General features: G+C 61.2%; 15 protein-coding genes and 1 pseudogene. 5 read left to right on the top strand and 11 right to left on the bottom strand.

Annotated features, from left to right (window positions below; translation table 11 throughout):
* Positions 1–8: 8 nt before the first annotated feature.
* From BLU76_RS04765 to BLU76_RS04795, 7 genes and pseudogenes are all read right to left on the bottom strand, one after another.
* Positions 9–1,163 (bottom strand): M20 family metallopeptidase, encoded by a 1,155-nt coding sequence (locus BLU76_RS04765; protein ID WP_092221662.1) that lies wholly within the window; start codon positions 1,161–1,163, stop codon positions 9–11.
* Positions 1,160–2,584 (bottom strand): M20 family metallopeptidase, encoded by a 1,425-nt coding sequence (locus BLU76_RS04770; RefSeq protein ID WP_092221664.1) that lies wholly within the window; start codon positions 2,582–2,584, stop codon positions 1,160–1,162. Before BLU76_RS04770 ends, BLU76_RS04765 begins: the two co-directional genes overlap by 4 nt.
* A pseudogene (locus BLU76_RS04775) lies at positions 2,581–3,569 on the bottom strand (ABC transporter ATP-binding protein). Before BLU76_RS04775 ends, BLU76_RS04770 begins: the two are co-directional and overlap by 4 nt.
* Entirely contained in the window at positions 3,566–4,582 is a 1,017-nt protein-coding gene (locus tag BLU76_RS04780) for an ABC transporter ATP-binding protein (protein WP_092221666.1), read from the bottom strand. The pseudogene BLU76_RS04775 and the gene BLU76_RS04780 overlap by 4 nt, the downstream one beginning before the upstream one ends.
* Before the next feature lie 16 nt (positions 4,583–4,598).
* The gene (locus BLU76_RS04785; protein WP_063321810.1) at positions 4,599–5,501 is read right to left on the bottom strand and encodes an ABC transporter permease; all 903 of its coding nucleotides are present in this window, start codon (positions 5,499–5,501) and stop codon (positions 4,599–4,601) included.
* A 9-nt stretch (positions 5,502–5,510) separates the two neighbouring features.
* Positions 5,511–6,428 (bottom strand): ABC transporter permease, encoded by a 918-nt coding sequence (locus tag BLU76_RS04790; protein ID WP_092142403.1) that lies wholly within the window; start codon positions 6,426–6,428, stop codon positions 5,511–5,513.
* Positions 6,429–6,530: 102 nt separating this feature from the next.
* On the bottom strand, positions 6,531–8,051 hold the full coding sequence (locus BLU76_RS04795) for an ABC transporter substrate-binding protein (RefSeq protein ID WP_092142400.1): 1,521 nt from the start codon (positions 8,049–8,051) through the stop codon (positions 6,531–6,533).
* Between the two features lie 185 nt (positions 8,052–8,236).
* Between BLU76_RS04795 and BLU76_RS04800 the strand changes: the two genes are divergently transcribed.
* Positions 8,237–9,151: a LysR substrate-binding domain-containing protein gene (locus tag BLU76_RS04800; protein ID WP_092142397.1), complete on the top strand. Its 915-nt coding sequence runs from the start codon at positions 8,237–8,239 to the stop codon at positions 9,149–9,151.
* 54 nt (positions 9,152–9,205) lie between these two features.
* On the opposite strand, the gene BLU76_RS04805 is transcribed toward BLU76_RS04800, so the two are convergent.
* Entirely contained in the window at positions 9,206–9,406 is a 201-nt protein-coding gene (locus BLU76_RS04805) for a DUF7737 domain-containing protein (RefSeq protein ID WP_256572641.1), read from the bottom strand.
* Between the two features lie 119 nt (positions 9,407–9,525).
* Here BLU76_RS04805 and gcvA point away from each other — a divergent pair, with 119 nt between their 5' ends.
* The 3 genes from gcvA to BLU76_RS04820 all read left to right on the top strand — a co-directional run bounded on the left by gcvA (position 9,526) and on the right by BLU76_RS04820 (position 12,123).
* On the top strand, positions 9,526–10,431 hold the full coding sequence (gene gcvA, locus BLU76_RS04810; protein WP_092221668.1) for a transcriptional regulator GcvA: 906 nt from the start codon (positions 9,526–9,528) through the stop codon (positions 10,429–10,431).
* A gap of 68 nt (positions 10,432–10,499) precedes the next feature.
* The gene (locus tag BLU76_RS04815) at positions 10,500–11,327 is read left to right on the top strand and encodes a DMT family transporter (protein ID WP_092221670.1); all 828 of its coding nucleotides are present in this window, start codon (positions 10,500–10,502) and stop codon (positions 11,325–11,327) included.
* A 34-nt stretch (positions 11,328–11,361) separates the two neighbouring features.
* Positions 11,362–12,123 carry an SDR family oxidoreductase gene (locus BLU76_RS04820; protein ID WP_092221672.1) on the top strand — a complete coding sequence of 254 codons (762 nt, stop codon included), beginning with the start codon at positions 11,362–11,364 and terminating at the stop codon, positions 12,121–12,123.
* A gap of 96 nt (positions 12,124–12,219) precedes the next feature.
* Here the strand turns inward: BLU76_RS04820 and BLU76_RS04825 are convergent, their stop codons facing one another.
* The 3 genes from BLU76_RS04825 to BLU76_RS04835 all read right to left on the bottom strand — a co-directional run bounded on the left by BLU76_RS04825 (position 12,220) and on the right by BLU76_RS04835 (position 15,037).
* Positions 12,220–13,146: a sugar ABC transporter substrate-binding protein gene (locus BLU76_RS04825; RefSeq protein WP_092221674.1), complete on the bottom strand. Its 927-nt coding sequence runs from the start codon at positions 13,144–13,146 to the stop codon at positions 12,220–12,222.
* Between the two features lie 80 nt (positions 13,147–13,226).
* Positions 13,227–14,018 (bottom strand): TIM barrel protein, encoded by a 792-nt coding sequence (locus BLU76_RS04830; RefSeq protein WP_092221676.1) that lies wholly within the window; start codon positions 14,016–14,018, stop codon positions 13,227–13,229.
* A complete protein-coding gene (locus BLU76_RS04835; protein ID WP_092221678.1) occupies positions 14,015–15,037 on the bottom strand; it encodes a Gfo/Idh/MocA family oxidoreductase in 1,023 nt (340 codons plus the stop codon). The genes BLU76_RS04830 and BLU76_RS04835 overlap by 4 nt, the downstream gene beginning before the upstream one ends.
* Positions 15,038–15,231: 194 nt before the next feature.
* On the opposite strand from BLU76_RS04835, the gene BLU76_RS04840 reads away from it, so the two are divergent.
* Complete coding sequence (locus tag BLU76_RS04840; protein ID WP_092221680.1) at positions 15,232–17,223, top strand: sigma-54 interaction domain-containing protein; 1,992 nt, start codon at positions 15,232–15,234, stop codon at positions 17,221–17,223.
* Positions 17,224–17,394: the final 171 nt, after the last annotated feature.

Here is a 17,394-nt window from a genome sequence, read left to right on the forward strand (position 1 = left end):
CCGGGCCATCAACCGCTTTCACCGACAGCCAGGATGGTCGCCACCAATGCTTGGGCGCGAGGCACCAGCGTGTCCAGCTCCAGGTATTCACGATCGGTGTGGACCTTGCCCCCCACCGGCCCGAGGCCACACAGGGTTGGGATGCCCAGGCTGGCGGTGAATCCGGAGTCGGCACAACCGCCGGTGAACTCGCCTTCGACGCTGAAACCCAGCGCCAGGGCTTTTTGTTGGTAGATGTGCAGCAATCGTTCGCTGTAACGGGCCTCCATCGGCAGAAAGGTGGTCGCTTCCTTGAGGATGGCGTGGGTGCCGATCAGTTCTTCTTCGGCGACGATGGCCAGGATTGCGGTAAGGATTTGATCCCAGTGCTTGAGTTCGATGAAGCGCACGTCCAGCCGCGCGCAGGCGCTAGGCGCGACGGTGTTGCTGGACGTGCCTCCGGATATCAGGCCAACGTTAGTGGTGATGCCTGCCGAGTAATCGGTCAAGGCATGGAGCTTGACGATCTTGCGTGCCAGGGCCTCGATGGCGCTGGCGCCGTCGGCATGATTGACCCCGGCATGCGCCGCGCGCCCGCTGACTTCGATGATCAGCGTGGCGCCGCCTTTGCGGGCGCTGACCACGTTGCCGCTGGCTCGACCGGGTTCGGTATTGAGCACGGCGCGGGCGGCACGGGCGGCGTTTTCGATATGGGTTCTGGCGCTGCCGGAGCCGATTTCTTCGTCACCGGTGTACAGGACCTGCACCGGATAGGGCAACGAACCGGCGCGCTTGAGTGCCTTGAGGGCGAAGCAATTGAGCACCAGGCCGCCTTTCATGTCGGCGACACCGGGGCCATAGGCGAGGTTGGCGTCGCGGCTGTAGCCGCGCGTCGTGGTGGTGCCTTTGGGGAACACCGTGTCGCGATGGCCCAGCAACAGCACTGGCTTGCCAGGTTCGCCTGGCACTTCGGCGAGTAGCACGTCGCCAAAACCCTCGACCGGCATGCGCTTGAGCAGGATGCCGTCGGCTTCCAGTTCAGCCGCGAGCAGCGCGCCCACGGCGTCGACGCCGGCCTTGTCGTAGCTGTTGGAGTCGGTATCGACGATGCGCTGCAGCAGCGCTTCCATGGCTGGGCGCTGGTCAGCCAGCCAGTCCAGCGCCTGTTGTGCAGTGGCACTCATTGCGCCTGCTCCCGCAACTGATGTTCCTGGGTCAGGCGTGCTGCGTCGTTGCCCAAGTCCCAGAACAGCCCGGCCATGATTTGCAGGCTTTCCTTGACCACCGGTGCCAGCAGATGTTCGTTCGGCGCATGTTGCGAGCAGGCCGGGTACGAGTGTGGCACCCACAAGGTTGGCAGGCCGAGCACGTCGGCGAACACATCGTTGGGCAGCGAGCCACCGAGGTTTGGCAGCAGTGCAGGTTTTTTGCCGGTGGTCTGTGCCAAGGAGCTGAGCGCCCAATTGACCCATGGGCTTTGCGGGTCCAGCCGCGTGGCATGCATCACGTCGATGCGGCTTTGCTTGACCTCGACATTGCTGAAACCATGGGCATCCAGGTGGGCACGCACCGCCGGGATAAAGGTCGTGTAGTCGCTGTTCACCACGAAACGGATATGGCAGTGGGCATTGGCCTTGCCGGGGATCGCATGCACGGGGGCGTCCGGGTTGCCGGTCTTGAAGGCGATGACATCGAGGGTGTTCCAGCCGAACACTTTTTCGCTCAGGGATAGCTCCGGGTTACCCCAGTTGGCGTCGATGTCCGGATCGCCCGGTCCGCCACCGACGTCAATATCGGCCAGTGCCTGGCGAACCGGCTCAGGCAGTGATTCAGGCATCAGGCCCGCCACTTTCACCCGACCGTGTTCATCGACCATGCTCGCGATGGCATTGGCCAGGATGATGCCTGGGTTGGCCAGCAATCCGCCCCAGTTGCCGGAGTGATGAGCGCCTTCGCGCAGATTGACCACCAGCTCGAAGTTGAACACTCCGCGTGAACCGAGAAAAATCGTCGGTCGTGAGGCCGCCAGGCGCGGGCCGTCCGAGGCGATGAAAACATCCGCGGCGAGCTCTTTACTGTGGGCGGCACAGAATGCATTCAAGCCTGGCGAGCCTTCTTCTTCGCCCATTTCCAGCAGCAGTTTGACGTTGAAACCCAGCTTGCCGTCGCGCGCCTTGAGCGTTTGCTCCAGCGCGGTCAGGTTGATCAGGTGCTGGCCTTTGTTATCCGCCGTGCCGCGGCCGTACCAGCGATCGCCTTCGGCAATGACTTGCCACGGCGACAGGCCTTCACGCCATTGCGCTTCATAGCCGCGTACCACATCACCGTGGCCGTAGCTGAGTACGGTCGGCAGTTCCGGATGTTCAATGCGCGTGGCGATCATGAAGGGGCCGCGCTCTGCCACTGGGTTGTCATAGATCTTGACGCTGAAGCCCATCGCCTCGACATGCGGGGTAATGAAGTCATGGAGGTAGCGATACAACTCGGGCCGGCTGTCCGTTGCCTGGCTTTCGGTGTGCAAGGCGACGCTGCGTTCAAGCAGGTTGAAAAATGCGCCGTTATCGAATTGCTCGGTGGTGTTGCTGATGGCCAGTGAACGACTCATGAGTGGACAAGCTCCAGTGTTTGGGCGGGACTGTCGTGGAGGTGGCAACGCACGTTGCCGCCGATAATCGGATCATTGGCCGGGTAGGCCGTTTTGCAGGGGGCGAAGCAGCTCGGGCAGCGCGGGTGAAAAGCGCAACCGGAGGGCGGTGACATCGGATTGGGAAAGGTGCCGTGCAGGCCGATTTCGGGAATGCCCAGGCGCGGATCGGGCGTGAGCACCGAATCCAGCAAGGCACGGGTATAAGGATGGCCGGGTTTAGCGAACAACGCTTCGCGCGTACGTTCCTCAACGATGCGCCCCAGGTACATCACCGCGACCCGGTCGGCGAGGTGTTCGATGACCGCCAGGTTATGGCTGATCAGTAGATAGGTCAGGCCGAATTCGCGCTTGAGGTCTTGCAGCAGGTTGAGAATCTGCGCCTGCACCGAAACGTCCAGTGCCGAGGTGGGTTCGTCGCAGATCAACACGTCAGGGCGCATGATCAACGCTCGGGCAATGGCCACCCGTTGCCGCTGGCCGCCGGACAGTTGGCTCGGATAGCTGTCGATGACCCGCTTGGGCAGGCCGACCACATCAAGCATTGCTTCGGTCTTCTTGCGCCGCTCGGCCGGGCTACCGATGTCATGCACGATCAGCGGCAGGGTAATGATTTCGCGCAGTGTCTTGCGTGGGTTCAACGAGGAGTACGGGTCCTGGAATATCGGCTGGATGTGCCGGGCCATTGCCTTGCGATCCGTCGCTGCCAGATGTTTGCCATTGATCAGCACATCGCCGCTGGTTGGCGCCAACAGACCGAGCAATAGCTTTGCCAGGGTACTTTTTCCGCACCGGACTCACCTACCAGGCCGAGGGTCTCGCCACGCATCAGGCGCAGGGAAACACCATCCACGGCTTTCAGGGTGGCGGCGGGTTTGAAAAAGCCCTTGTTGATCCGAAACTCGCGACGGATGTCGCACAGCTCCAAGGCAATGTCTTTTTTCATGACCGAGCCCTCTCTTGAAGGCGAATCGGCGCCGGGGCCGGTGCGGCGAACAGGCAGCGCGCCATGTGGCCGTCCTGTTCGATTTCGGGGATGTCTTGCGCGCAGGCCGTTATCGCCTGGGCGCAACGATTGCGGAACGCACAACCTTGCTGTTCGCCCACCAGGCTTGGTACCAGCCCTGGAATCGAACCCAGTGCCTCACCCGGTTTGGTCCGGCCAGGGATTGGGATACTGGCCAGCAGACCACGGGTGTACGGATGCTGCGGATTCTCGAACAATTGCAGGGCCGGGGCGGTTTCGACTATTTCCCCGGCATACATCACTGCGACCCGATCGGCGATCCGTGCCACCAGCCCAAGGTCGTGGGTGATGAAAATCACCGCCAGGCCGAACTCTTTCTGAATGTCGCGGATCAAGCGCAGGATCTGCGCCTGGATGGTCACGTCCAGGGCCGTGGTGGGTTCATCAGCGATGATCAGGTCCGGCTCGCACATCAACGCCATGGCGATGATCACCCGCTGGCGCAAACCGCCAGACAGTTGATGCGGATACTGGCGCAAGCGCTCGGTGGCATTGCTGATTCCGACTTTCTCCAGCATCTGCGCGGCGCGCGCCAGGGCATCCTTGCGTGACACCTTGCGATGCTGGGTCAACACTTCGCTGAGCTGGTCGCCAATGCTGTAGGCCGGGTTCAGCGAGGTCATCGGTTCCTGGAAAATCATCGCCAGACGATTGCCACGCAGGTCGCACATGCGCCGCTCGCTCTGGCCGAGCATGTCGATGCCGTCCAGCGTCAGCCGGGACGCGGTGCGTCTGGCCTTGCGTGGCAACAGGTCCATCAGCGCCAGCGAGGTCAGGGATTTACCGCAGCCGGATTCGCCGACGATACACAGCATTTCACCGCGCTCGACTTCAAAATCCAGACCGCGCACGGCATGCAGCATGTCATCCGGCGTCGGGCTGTTGCCCATGGGGATGTCCACGCGCAGGTTTTCAACATGGAGTAGTGCCATGTCCGGACTCCTCTATTCAGTTGCGACCGTCGGGCAGGATCAGATCGCGCAGGCCATCGCCGACCAGATTGATGCCCAGCACCAGAATCATCAGGGCGACGCCGGGAATGGCGATGACCCACGGGGAAAAGAACATGTAGGGCTTGCCTTCGGCGATCATCAAACCCCAGGACGGCGTCGGCGGTTGCACGCCAACCCCGAGGAACGACAGGGCCGACTCCAGCAGGATCGCGTGGGCCATTTCCAGGGTCGCGACGACGATCAGCGCGCCGACCAGATTGGGCAGGATTTCACTGACCAGAATGCGCAGGGTCGAGCAGCCGAGCGCCTGGGCCGAGGCCACATATTCAGCATCGCGAATCTGTTGCACCGAAGCCCTGACCACCACCGCGAAGCGATCCCACAACAGGCAACCGAGCAGCACGATCACCACTTTCAGCGAACCGCCCATCAGCGAGGCCGAGGCCAGCGCGACCATCACGACCGGCATCGCCAGCCGGGTGGTGATCAGGTAGCTGATAAACGCATCGACCTTGCCGCCGTAGTAACCGGCCAACAGCCCCATGACGGTGCCGATAAAGCCGGAAATCAGTGCCGCCGCGATGCCGATGAACAGCGAAATCCGTGCGCCGTAGAGCAAGCGCGACAGGTAGTCACGGCCCAGCTTGTCGGTGCCGAGGACGTACTCCCAGGTGCCGTTGGCCATCCACACCGGCGGTTTCATGCGCAGCATCACGTCTTGCGCATAAGGGTCGTAAGGTGCCAGCCACGGGGCGAAGAGTGCACCGGCGAAGATGATCAGCAACAACACCGCGCCGATGGCGAAACCACGATGGCGAAAGCTCTTGCCAAGGACTCGGCTCAGGCTGCTCGGGGGTGGCAGGTAGTCATTGATCGCGAGGGTCGTGGGGGTGCTCATGTAAGCCTCCTAGCGCACGCGAATACGCGGGTCGAGCAGTGCGTTGAGCACATCGGCCAGCAAGGTGAGGATGATGTAGATCACCGCAATCAGCAGGACCACGGCCTGTACCACTGGAAAGTCGTCACGGGCGATGGCGTCCCAGGCGAGTTGTCCGATGCCTTGCAGGGAAAACACGGTTTCGATCACCACCGAACCGCCGAGCATGAAGCCGAACTCCACCGCCGCCAGGGCGACGACCGGAATCAAGGCGTTGCGCAGTGCGTGCTTGAACAACACGCGGGCAGGGCGCAAGCCCTTGGCGCGGGCCGTGCGGATGTAATCGGAACTGAGCACGTCAAGCATGCCTGCACGGGTCAGGCGCATGATGGCCGGCGTCGCGTAGTAGCCCAAGGCAATGGCCGGCATGACGAAGTGCAGCAGGGTCGAATTGCCGGACACCGGTAGCCACTTGAGCGTCACCGCGAACACCACGATCAACATCAGCGCGAACCAGAAACTGGGCATCGCCTGGCCCAGCACCGCGATGCTCAAGGCCAACCGGTCAATCCAGGTGTCGCGTTTGACCGCCGCCAGCACGCCCAGTGGAATCGCCACCAGCAAGGCGATGCCCAGCGCCATGGCCCCTAACCCGAGGGTGATCGGCAAGCGGCTGGCGACGAGGTTGTAGACCGATTCCTGAAAGAAAAAAGAGTCGCCCAGGTCCAGCCGCAGCAAATCGCCCAGCCAGTTGAAGTACTGGGTCGGTAGCGGTTTGTCCAGGCCGTATTGCACGCGGATCTGTTCGATCTGTTCGCTCGTGGCTTCCGGTCCGCCAATGGCCGTGGCCAGGTCGCCGGACAGGTGCAACAGAGAAAAGCTGATCACCGACACGGTAATGGCCACGCAAATAGCAATGCCCAGCCGGCGCAGAAGGAATCCAAGCATGGCAAGTTTCCTCGTATCCAATGGATGACATGTCAGGTGGTGTCCGTGGTGCGGGTTGGTCCGCAAGCCACGGCACCTCTCGATCAATCCGCTGGGTGCGGATTATTTCCAACTGGACTGAACGAAACGCGGCAGCTCGTCCGGGTACGGCGTGAACGCGAGGTCGGCGGTGTAGGCGTAGTTCATCGAGTAGTTGAACATCGGCGCCCAATACGCCTGTTCGCTGATGCGCTGCAACGCCTTGCGGTAGTTCTCCTTGCGCACTTGCGGGTCGAGGGCGTTATCGGCGGTCTGCAGCCAGCCCTGGACTTGCGGATCCTTGATGTTGTCGTCCGGATTGCCCTTGAACCAGGTGCCGGCCGACGCCGAGGTGTCGAGGATCGAGAACGAGCCCCAGGCCTGAAACGACATGGGCACCTTGCCGCCACGCTGCTGATCGCGCAGGGCGGCGTACTTCAAGAAGCGCAGCTTGGCGTTGATGCCCACGGCGCGCAGGTTGCCGATGATGGCTTCGACGTAATCACGGTCGCGATAAGCGAAGATTTCGGTCTCGAAGCCATTGGGGTAACCGGCTTCGGCAAGCAGCGCCTTGGCCTTGGCCGGGTCATAGTCGTAGACCGTGGCCGCGGTGGTATCGCAGCCGAACTGGCCTGGATAACAGGCCACCTGCAAGGGCTTGGCTTCGCCACCGACCAATTGCGTGGCCAGCGCATTGCGGTTGATCGCATGGTTGATGGCCTGACGCACCTTGAGGTTTTTCATGGGCGAGTTTTCAGTGGAGGTGCCCCGGGCATCCAGAATCAGGAAACCGATGCGCATGGTTTCGCCGCTGGTCACGGTCAGGCTCTGCATACCTTTAAGGTCGACTGCCTGATCCGGGGTCACGCGCCAAGTCCAGTCGACACCGTCGGTCATCAACTCGGCCAGGCGGGTTTCCGCATCCGGGATCACCCGGAACTTGAGGTGGCCGATATGGGGCTTGCCTTGTGGGCTGTCCGGAAAGTAGTCCTTGTTGATCTCCATCGTCACGCCTTCGCCAGCCACCACCGACACGGCTTTGTACGGCCCGGTACCGATTGGCTTGCGACTGAATTCGGCCAGGCCGACCTTCTCGAAATACTGCTTGGGGAACATCGGAACGGCGTTGGACAGGTATTCCAGGGCCGGAGGGAAAGGCTTCTTCAAATACAGGCGGACGCTGTAGTCACCGGTTTTTTCGGCGCTCTTGATCCAGTCGACGTTTTGCACGGTAACGACTTTCGCTTCAGGCGACACCACGTAGTTGAGGGTGAACACCACGTCGTCGGCGGTGAAGGCGTCGCCGTTGTGAAATTTGACGCCTTTACGCAGCTCAAAATCGATGGTGGTGTCGTCGACCTGTTTCCAGCCAGTGGCCAACATGGGTTGGTATTGGCCGCTTTTGGGGTCGCGGTAGATCAGGTTGTCCCAGATCAGCCGCCCGAGAATCACGCCTTCGCGTAGATCGTTGTGATAGGGGCTGATGTTTTCAGGCTCACTGTCGGAAGCGTAAACCAGGGTGTCGTTGGCTTTACCGGCGTGAGCCGGAAAACTGCTGATGAAGCCCATCAGCGCAATAGTGCAGGCGAAACCTTTGATGCCCATGCCGTCGTCTCCGTTGGCGAGAGTGGTTGAATCAAAGGGCAGCGAATCGCAAAAGCGGAAAGGGGGTAAAAAGATCAGGCTGTATTTTTTTTGATCTGGACACGAATGTAGGGAAAGGCTATCAATGCCACAAGAATAATATTTCGATACTTCCTTTGCCAAAAAGGCAAACCTTGGGGGCGCCGATGCAGCTGTATGGTGTGCAGTCCACGGCACTGCGCTATTTTCTTGAAGTGGCGCGATGCGGATCGATCAGCGAAGCCTCGGTACGGCTGAATGTCGCGGCGTCAGCGGTGAGCCGGCAGATTGCCAAGCTTGAATTGGCCCTGGATGCCAGCCTGTTCGAGCGTCGTGCCCGGGGCATGGTGCTGAGCGAGGCGGGGGCACGACTGGCGGCTTATGCGCGCAAGTCGCAGCTTGAGGCCGAGCAGGTGGTGCTGGAAATTACCGAGCTGCATGGCTTGCAACGAGGTCATGTGCATGTGGCCTGCTCGGAAGGCTTTGCACTGGAATACATGCCCAGGACCATCAGCGCGTTCCGGCGTGAGTATCAGGGTATTCATTTCACCTTGGAGGTCTGTGCGCCTGCCGAAGCGACCGAGAAGGTGCGTTCCGGTGAAGCCGATCTGGCGATGACCTTCAGCCTGACGCCGCAAAAGGAAATCAAGGTCGAACATGTCCTGAGCGGGGCGATTTTTGCCGTGGTCTCCAACGCTCATCCTTTGGCCGGGCGTGAAGCGGTCAGCCTCGCTGAGCTGCAACCCTGGCCCATTGCGTTACCCAAGGCCGACACCACGATACGGCAACTGTTCGACATCTGTTGCGGTGTACAGGGGCTGTTGTTCGACCCGGTGTTGACCACTAATTACGTTGCCTCGCTCTATAGCTTCGTCCGCGAAGAGGGGGGTATCAGCCTGGCCAGCGAAATGACCTTGCACAAGCAGGTGGCGGACAAGGCCCTGCAATGCTTGCCGATCCTCGATGAAGGCATGCATGCGCGGCGCATCGAACTGCAAAGCATGGCTGGACGCAATTTACCGGCAGCGGTTTGTGCCTTCAGGGATTTTCTGATTGCGGATCTGGCGAAAGCGAAGCTCTGAGTCGGGTGAATGTGTTTTCAATGCTTGAATGACGTCATTCGATTTTCTTGACCATCAGCCGCCGCGCTGTATTTGCTCCAGGATCAGGCTATCGGTGATGTTCATGTCATCCAGCAACAGAAACATCTTGCTCAGCACCTCGGCCATTTTCCTGTCGGTGTCGGCGAACGGCAGGTAGAACGCCGTGACGCCGCTGCCTGCGGGCACGCTGCACAGATAGTTGCCAGGTTCGATGTGGATGGCCGCGCTGCCCAAATGAACGCGGTAGTTCGCACGCTGGCCGCCAGCGCGAGCAAGCCCGTCGCTGCTCAGCTTGCCTACAACGACAGACGCAAAGGCGCTAGCATGAGCGTTTACTCATAGAAGGGACCATCATGCGAAACCTCCCTCCTTCCTCAAGCCTGCGCGCCTTTGAAGCCGCTACGCGGCACGCCACATTCACCGCGGCAGCAGAGGAGTTGCATGTCACACAGAGCGCAGTGAGCCACCAGCTCAAGCATTTGGAACAGCTCTGGGGATTGCAACTGTTTCATCGCGGTAGCTCGCTGCACCTGACCTCGGCAGGCGCAGCGCTTGCGCCCATCGTGCGGGAGTTCTTCATGAAGCTCGAGGCCACCTTGGCCGATCTGCGCGAGCAGAACGGGCGGCAGCGGCTGAGCGTGAGCACGACCTATTCTTTCGCCTTGAAGTGGTTGCTGCCCAGGCTGCCTGATTTGGCGCAAGCGCATCCGGAAATTCTGCTTACCTTGGACAGTACCGATAGCCCCATTAATTTCTCGACGACAGACCCGGACGTGGCTATCCGCCTGGGCAACGGGCATTTCCCTTCGCTGTTTTCAGAGTTTTTGTTCCGCGAGCAGATTTTCCCGGTCGCCAGCCCAGCCTTGCTTGCACGCTTTGGTACGCCTCAAACGGCCGCCGAATTGCTGCGCTATCCGCTGCTTACGCGCGATGGCGCAGCGTTGGTGCCGAAATGGGAGCAGTGGTTTGCCCAGGTGGGCGTTGAGGTTACGAGTTTGAAGGAAAGCATTCGTTACGCAGATACCAATATGACCATCGAGGCGGCGCTCCTGGGACAAGGGATCGCGCTGGCACGCAGCGGGCATGTCGAAGCCGAACTCAATGACGGCCGTCTTGAAAGGCTTTTCGAACTGCCGTGTGCATCGCCCCTGGCGTATTACTTCGTATGCCCCAAGGGGATCGAGACCCAGCCTCATATCACCCACTTTCGTCGTTGGCTGGTTACCCAGGCCCTGGACGCGCAGCACGCTTATGCATGAGGTTTTCTTCATGTCGGGATGAAGAGACTTTGCTTTTTTGGCGCTACTCGATCGGTCTAGGATGATGCATGCCTTTACACATCATCTGCCTGGTCTTGTTCGCCGCGCTGCTGCACGCCAGCTGGAATGCCATGCTGCGTGGGGGCACCGACCGTTTGTGGTCCATGACCATCATGTGCGTGGCGATAGCCTTGGCGAGCGTCATCGTGGCGGCGCTGCTGGCGCCGCCCGCCCGTGCCAGCTGGTTCTGCGTCGGACTCTCCGCTGTATTGCACGTGGGTTACAACCTGTTCCTGGTGCGCAGTTACAAGTCCGGCGACCTGGGCCAGACCTATCCAATCGCCCGCGGTGTATCCCCGGTCCTGATCGTCCTGGCCGCTTCGCTGTTCGTGGGTGAGCGGGTGGCGCCGAGTGGACTGCTAGGTATTGCGTTGGTGTCGACCGGAATCCTCTCGCTGGCTTATACCGGGCGCCGGCGGGCGTTACCTGACTTGCCCTACGCACTGGGAACCGGTTTTTTCATTGCCGCCTACAGCGTCGTCGATGGCATGGGTGTTCGCCTCTCCGGGGCGCCAATGGCCTACACCGCCTGGATGTGCCTGTTGTGGGGCGTGATGATGCCCCTGGTTTATATCGGACTGCGAGATGCCAGCAGCCTCTTTGCCTGGCGGCCAGGTATCGCCGCAGCCTTCGCTGGCGGGTTGGTTTCATTGCTGGCCTACGGCGTCGTGATCTATGCCATGGCCCATGCCCCGATGGGGGCGGTGTCCGCCCTGCGGGAAACCAGCGTCATGTTCGCCGCTTTGATCGGGTACGCCTTTCTTGGCGAAGCATTGACCTTGCGCAAGCTGCTGGCATGCGCCGTTATTGCGCTCGGTACGCTGGTTATCGGTTGACGCCACTTTTTTCATTGGGCTGTGAGGATTGATCATGAATGACCGTTCGCAAAACCCTATGATCCTGATCACCGGAGGCGGGCGCGGGATCGGGGCGGCGACGGCCCTGCTGGCCGCTGAGCAAGGTTACAACGTCATGCTGACCTACATCGCCGATGAGGCGTCGGCGTTGGCGGTGGCAGCGCAAGTCGAGGCCAAGGGGAGCCGTGCCTTGGCGGTACGTGCCGATAACGCCGACCCAGCCCAGGTCGCCGAACTCTTCGCCACCCTTGACCTGCGCTTCGGACGAATCGATGTGCTGGTCAACAACGCTTCGATATTGGCACGCCAATCTCGCTTGGAAGATCTTGGCTTCGAGCGCATGCAGCGAATCTTTGCGGTCAACACCTTGGGCCCGATGCTCTGCGCGCAACACGCGACCCGGCGCATGGCCTACCGTTATGGCGGGCGTGGCGGTGCCGTCATCAATATCTCTTCGGCGTCAGCCCGCCTCGGTAGCCCGAATGAATACGTGGACTACGCAGCGTCCAAGGGGGCGGTTGAAACGTTCACGACCGGTTATGCCAAGGAAGTGGCCCGGGAGGGTATTCGTGTCAACTGCGTTCGCCCCGGGCATATCTATACCCAGATGCATGCCAGTGGCGGAGAGCCGGGCAGAGTCGACCGGGTGAAGGAGACGATCCCGATGGGGCGTGGCGGCCAGCCGGAGGAGGTGGCGCGGGCCATTCTCTGGTTGGCGGGGCCGGAGGCTTCGTTTGTGACGGGCACCTTTCTGGATGTGACCGGAGGGAAGTAGACCGGCTGGCGAGGTCGTCCTGCAGAGAATAGGATTTGGGCTTGCAAGTCGCCGCTAATCCCTTGTCGGGATCGCGGCGAAATGAGGGGCCTGTCGCTACTTGTAATGTTGCTCAAACACCGCCAATTGCTCAGGCTTGATCAACTGAAACGGCACCCAGACGTCCGTTTCCACCGGCTCTCCCTTGATCATCTTGAGCGCTGCTTGTACCGCGCTGCTCGCCTGGGCCTTGGGGTCCTGGAACACCGAGGCGACCAGCATCCCGCGCTTGATCGCCGCGAGGCCGTCGGGCAAGCCGTCAATCCCGACGATGGCGACCTCGCCCTTGGCTTTGCCGGCCTGCTGCAAAGCCATGGCTGCACCGATGGCCATCTCGTCGTTGTTGGCGACGATGGCGTCGAACCGACTGCCCGCCAGCAGCCAGTTGCTGGTCAGGTCCATCCCCTTGTTGCGCTGCCACTCGGCACTTTGCTGCTCGACAATCTTGATTCCGGGATAGTCCTTGAGCACCTGTTTGACGCCTTCGGTGCGGTCGTGGGTGGCGTTTTGTGCCAGGTCGCCCATGATGATCGCGAGGTTGCCCTTGCCGCCGAGCTTTTCGGCCAGGTAGCGCATCTGCAGCTGTCCGGCCTCGATGTCATTGGACGCGACCGTGACGACGCCCTTGGGCAAGGTGCGCTCGTCCGGGTGACGGTTGACATAGACCAGCGGCGTCTTCGCTTCGACCGCGGCGCGGGTGATATTGGCCGTGGCGGAGGTGTCCACCGGCAGGACAATGACCGCGTCCACTTTCTGGTTGATAAAGCCCTGGACCTGGTTGAGTTGGCGCACCACATCGCCTTGGGCGTCCTCGAACTGGATCTGCACGTTTTCCTTTTTCGCGGCCTGGTCCAGGCCGTTACGCACGTAGGTCATGAAGTTGTCGTCGACCCTGGCGATGCTGACGCCGATGCGGTAGTCGGCGGCGGCCCATTGGCTGAACAGCAACAGCAGGGTGGCGAAAAGCAGTGTGCAACGACGCATGATGATTGTCCTTTTGTTGTTATGAGTTGTACGTCACCAAGAGATGAAAATCTGCCGCACGTCTTGAACACGGCGCGGCTTTATCCATCAAGCGTGAAGGCCTGCCGGAAACGCTCCAGCGCGACCTCGCTGTCACCGCTGGCCCAGCCTTCGAGGCCGACGACACCGCTGTATCCCATTCCGAACAAGGCCCTGGCAATGGCGGGATAGTGGATTTCACCGGTGCCGGGCTCCATGCGTCCCGGCACATCGGCGACCTGGATTTCGCCGATGGCGCTGCCGGCGCGCTGGATCAGTTCGATCAGGTTTCCTTCGCCGATCTGTGCGTGATAGAGGTCCAGGTTCATCTTCAGGTGCGGGCTGCCCACGGCTTCGATCAGCGCCAGGGTATCGTCAGCGCGGGCGAACGGCGTACCCGGGTGGTCGACTTCGGTGTTGAGATTTTCCAGCAGGAACACCCGACCCGCGTCTTCGCCCAGGCGGGCAATTTTTTCCAGCGTCTTGCAGGCGTTCAACCACATGCGCCCGGTGGTCTGGGCCACGGGTTTGACCGGCAGGCCCTGGTCACCCAGGCCGGTGCCATGCAGGTTCAGGCTGGGGCAGCCCAATTGAGCGGCGACCGCCAAGGATTCCTGGGCGCTGTCGAGCAGTTGCTGGATGCCCTCGGGATCGGTCAGGTTGCCTGAGATGTAGCCGGTCATGGAGGTGAAGTCCGCGCCGCTCGCTACGAGGGCTTGGATGTCCTTGGTCGTCCAGTTCCATATCTCGACGCTGAAGCCCAGGGCATGAATGCGTTTGACACGCTCGATGAAGGGCAGGTCGAGGAAGACCATTTCGGCGCTGATCGCCAGTTTGAACGGGCTGAAACTCATGACCGGGCTCCTTGCACGCGCACCGCCTTGCCCTGTTGGAAGGAATCGATACAGGCACGGGCAATGGCCAGTGCCGCCCGCGCGTCTTCACCGCTGGCAAGAGGTTTTTCACCGCTGCGCACGCAGTTGGCGAAGTGGTTGAGCTCGGCCACATAGGCATCCCGCAGCAGGTCGGTGTCCATGCGCTGGGTGTCGGCCTGGACCCCATTGGCCAGGTACCGCAGCAAGTCAGAGTCGTTGACGTTGCCCATGGTCAGCATGCCAGCGCTGCCGAATACTTCGCCGCGGACGTCGTAGCCATACACGGCCTGGAAATTGGCCTCGGCCGTGGCGATGGCGCCGTTATCGAAACGGATCGTGACCACCGCAGTGTCGAGAAACCCTTTGGCCTTGTAGGCCGGTGCGATCAGGGCATCGGCCATCACAAAAACCTCAACCGCCTCGGCGCCCGGATTCAGGTAGCGCAGGGTGTCGAAGTCATGGATCAGGGTTTCCAGGAAGATCACCCATTGTGGTGACGCAGCCGGGTTGTTCAGCGCTGGGTCGCGGGTCAACGAGCGCAGCAGTTGTGGCGTACCGATCCGGCCGGCGACCACGTCCAGGTGGGCGGTGCGGAAGCTTCTGGCGAAGCGCCGGTTGAAGCCGACTTGTAGCGTCACCCGAGCATCGGCAGCGGCGGCGATGGCGCGGTCGGCTTCGTCCAGGGTGATGGCCATCGGTTTTTCGCAGAACACGCCTTTGCCGGCCCGGGCCGCACTGATCACCAACTCGGCATGGCTGCGTGCCGGGGCGGCGATCAGCACGGCGTCGATGTCCGGGTCATCGAGTAATTGCTGTGGGTCGGTATAGACCTTCTGCACGTCCAGTTCTGCCGCCAAGCGTGCGGCTTGGCCGGGCGTAGGGTCGGCGATGGCGGCGAGGCAGGCGCCGGGGATGTGCCGGGCGGCGGTCAGGCCGTGAAAACTGCCCATGCGGCCGGCGCCGATGAGGCCAAGGCGAAGGGTCTTGGATGTGCTCATGAACATGACTCCCTTTATTGTTTTAGCGACTCGGCGGTAAGAATGTCCTCGTCTGTGCAAGCAGGGAGCAAGCGCTGTGCCAATAATTAACTTATTGATATTAAAGGGGATTTATTTGGTTTTATTCAAAATCATGTTCATTTAAATGACATGTCTATACTGACATGTCGAAAATATGGACATGGGGCCGAATAATGAACCAGCAACCTGCAGCATTGAGCGCCGAAGACCGTGACTACCTCACCACGCTGGGCCCCGCGTCGTTGAACCAAGGGCCAGGCACTGCGCTGGATGAGGCTTGGCGCGCGTGTTTGCAGGGGGCTATCGAACGGCCTGCGGGGATCCGTCGGGTGATTTGGGAATCCTGGTTGCGCAGCGTCCATGCCGGCCTCGACCCAGAAGACGGCGAGTACCGTTTTGTCGCGCCTGCCGACCTGACCGCGACACTGGCCGCCAACCGGGTGCTGATCGCCGCTGCGGCGCAAGTCATGCGCGGTTTGCTCGCCTATAACCCCAGGGGCCATATCAACCTGACCGATGCCGAAGGCACGACGTTGTATTTCTGTGGCCTGGACCTCACACCCATCGGCAGTCGATTGCTGGAGTCGGTACAGGGCACCAACTGCACCGGGCTGGCTATTGTCGAAGACCGTTTGGTGTATGTGCTGGCCGAGGAGAACTTCGGGCTTGGCCTGCGCCAGCGCCGGATGCATTGCGCCGCCGCGCCAATCCGCGATGCCCAAGGCCGGACGCTGGGTATGTTGACCTTGACGGCAGAGCCCGGCTGGTTTCATTTCCATACGTTGGGCACCGTCCAGGCTGCGGCCGAGGCGGTCTCCAGGCAGATGGCGCTGCAAGCCTTGCTGGAAGAACAACAGACAGTCCTTGAGGTGCTCAACGAGGGCTTGGTGGTTTTGGATGAGCAGGGCCGCATCAAGGCCCTCAACCATTACGCTCGACAACTGTTCCGCGTCGGCCATGACCTGCTCGGCAGTCCGTTCAAGAGCCTGGGCCAGAGCGAATTGACCGATGCAGTCCTGCTCGCGGGCGGGGACGGCGTGCGCGACCTGGACTGCACCTTTGAATTGCCCGACCGCAGCCATCTGGCCTGCCTGGTGTCGGTCTGCCCGCTGGAGCAAGGCGGGCGGATTGTGTCGTTGCGCGAGAACCGACGCATCCGGGAAATCACCCGGCGGATCATTGGCACCCAGGCCAGCTACACCTTCGAAACCATCCTCGGCCGTTCACAGGCGATTGAGGATGCACTGCACCTGGCGCGGGTTGCCAGTCGCAGTGATTCGACCACGCTGATCCTCGGTGAGAGCGGCACTGGCAAGGAGCTGTTCGCCCAGGCCATCCATAATGGCAGTGACCGTTGTGGCGGGCCTTTTGTGGCGGTTAATTGCGGCGCCATTCCCCGTGACCTGGTGCAGAGCGAACTGTTTGGACATGTCGAAGGCGCTTTCACCGGCGCGGCGCGTGGTGGGTCGGCAGGCAAGTTCGAATTGGCCGATGGTGGGACGATCTTCCTGGATGAAATCGGTGACATGTCCTTTGATGCGCAGGTCAGCCTATTGCGTGTCCTGCAGGAAGGCGAGGTGACACGGGTGGGGGCGAAAAAATCGCTGCGGGTCAACGTGCGCATCATCGCCGCCACCCATCGCAACCTGAGCCAGGCCGTGGCCGAAGGCGCCTTTCGGGAGGACCTTTACTACCGGCTCAACGTGCTGAACCTGACGGTGCCGCCACTGCGGATGCGCCGCGAAGATGTACCGTTGCTCGCGCGGCATTTTCTCGCGCGGTGCGCGCGGTCGCTACGCAAGTCGATGCAGGACCTTTCGCCCGCGGCGCTGGACATGCTTGGCGCCTATCACTGGCCAGGCAATGTCCGTGAGCTGGAAAATGTCATTGAGCGGGCGACCAACCTGGCGATGACTGAACTGATCGAGCCGAGCGATCTTGCCCTGGAAATCAGGCAGCGAGGGCGCCCATCGACATGGGGAAGTGCCCCCGGGCCGCGGATGGCGCCGGACCTGGGCACCCATGAGATGAATGCCATTATCGCCGCCCTTAAAGACACGCGCGGAAACATCCGCCTGGCTGCTCAACGGCTGAATGTGTCGCGTGGCGGGTTGTACAACAAGATGAGTCGGTTTGGGCTCAAGGTTGATGCGTTCCGTTCTTAGTGGGTGACGCATAGTAGGAATATCCCTACACGACCCTCTGTATTCCCTAGTCCTAAATAAGATTGCTCCGATTATTCATGGGGTGGCACCTAGCTATTATTCAAGGGCTGGGGTGGCATCCTGGTGCGAATCCAAGACAACCGCGCCTCGGGCAGTTCAGGGTGAGCGGTT

It is taken from the genome of Pseudomonas sp. NFACC08-1 (assembly GCF_900106735.1).
In the GTDB taxonomy this organism is placed as follows: Bacteria; Pseudomonadota; Gammaproteobacteria; order Pseudomonadales; family Pseudomonadaceae; genus Aquipseudomonas; species Aquipseudomonas fluorescens_Q.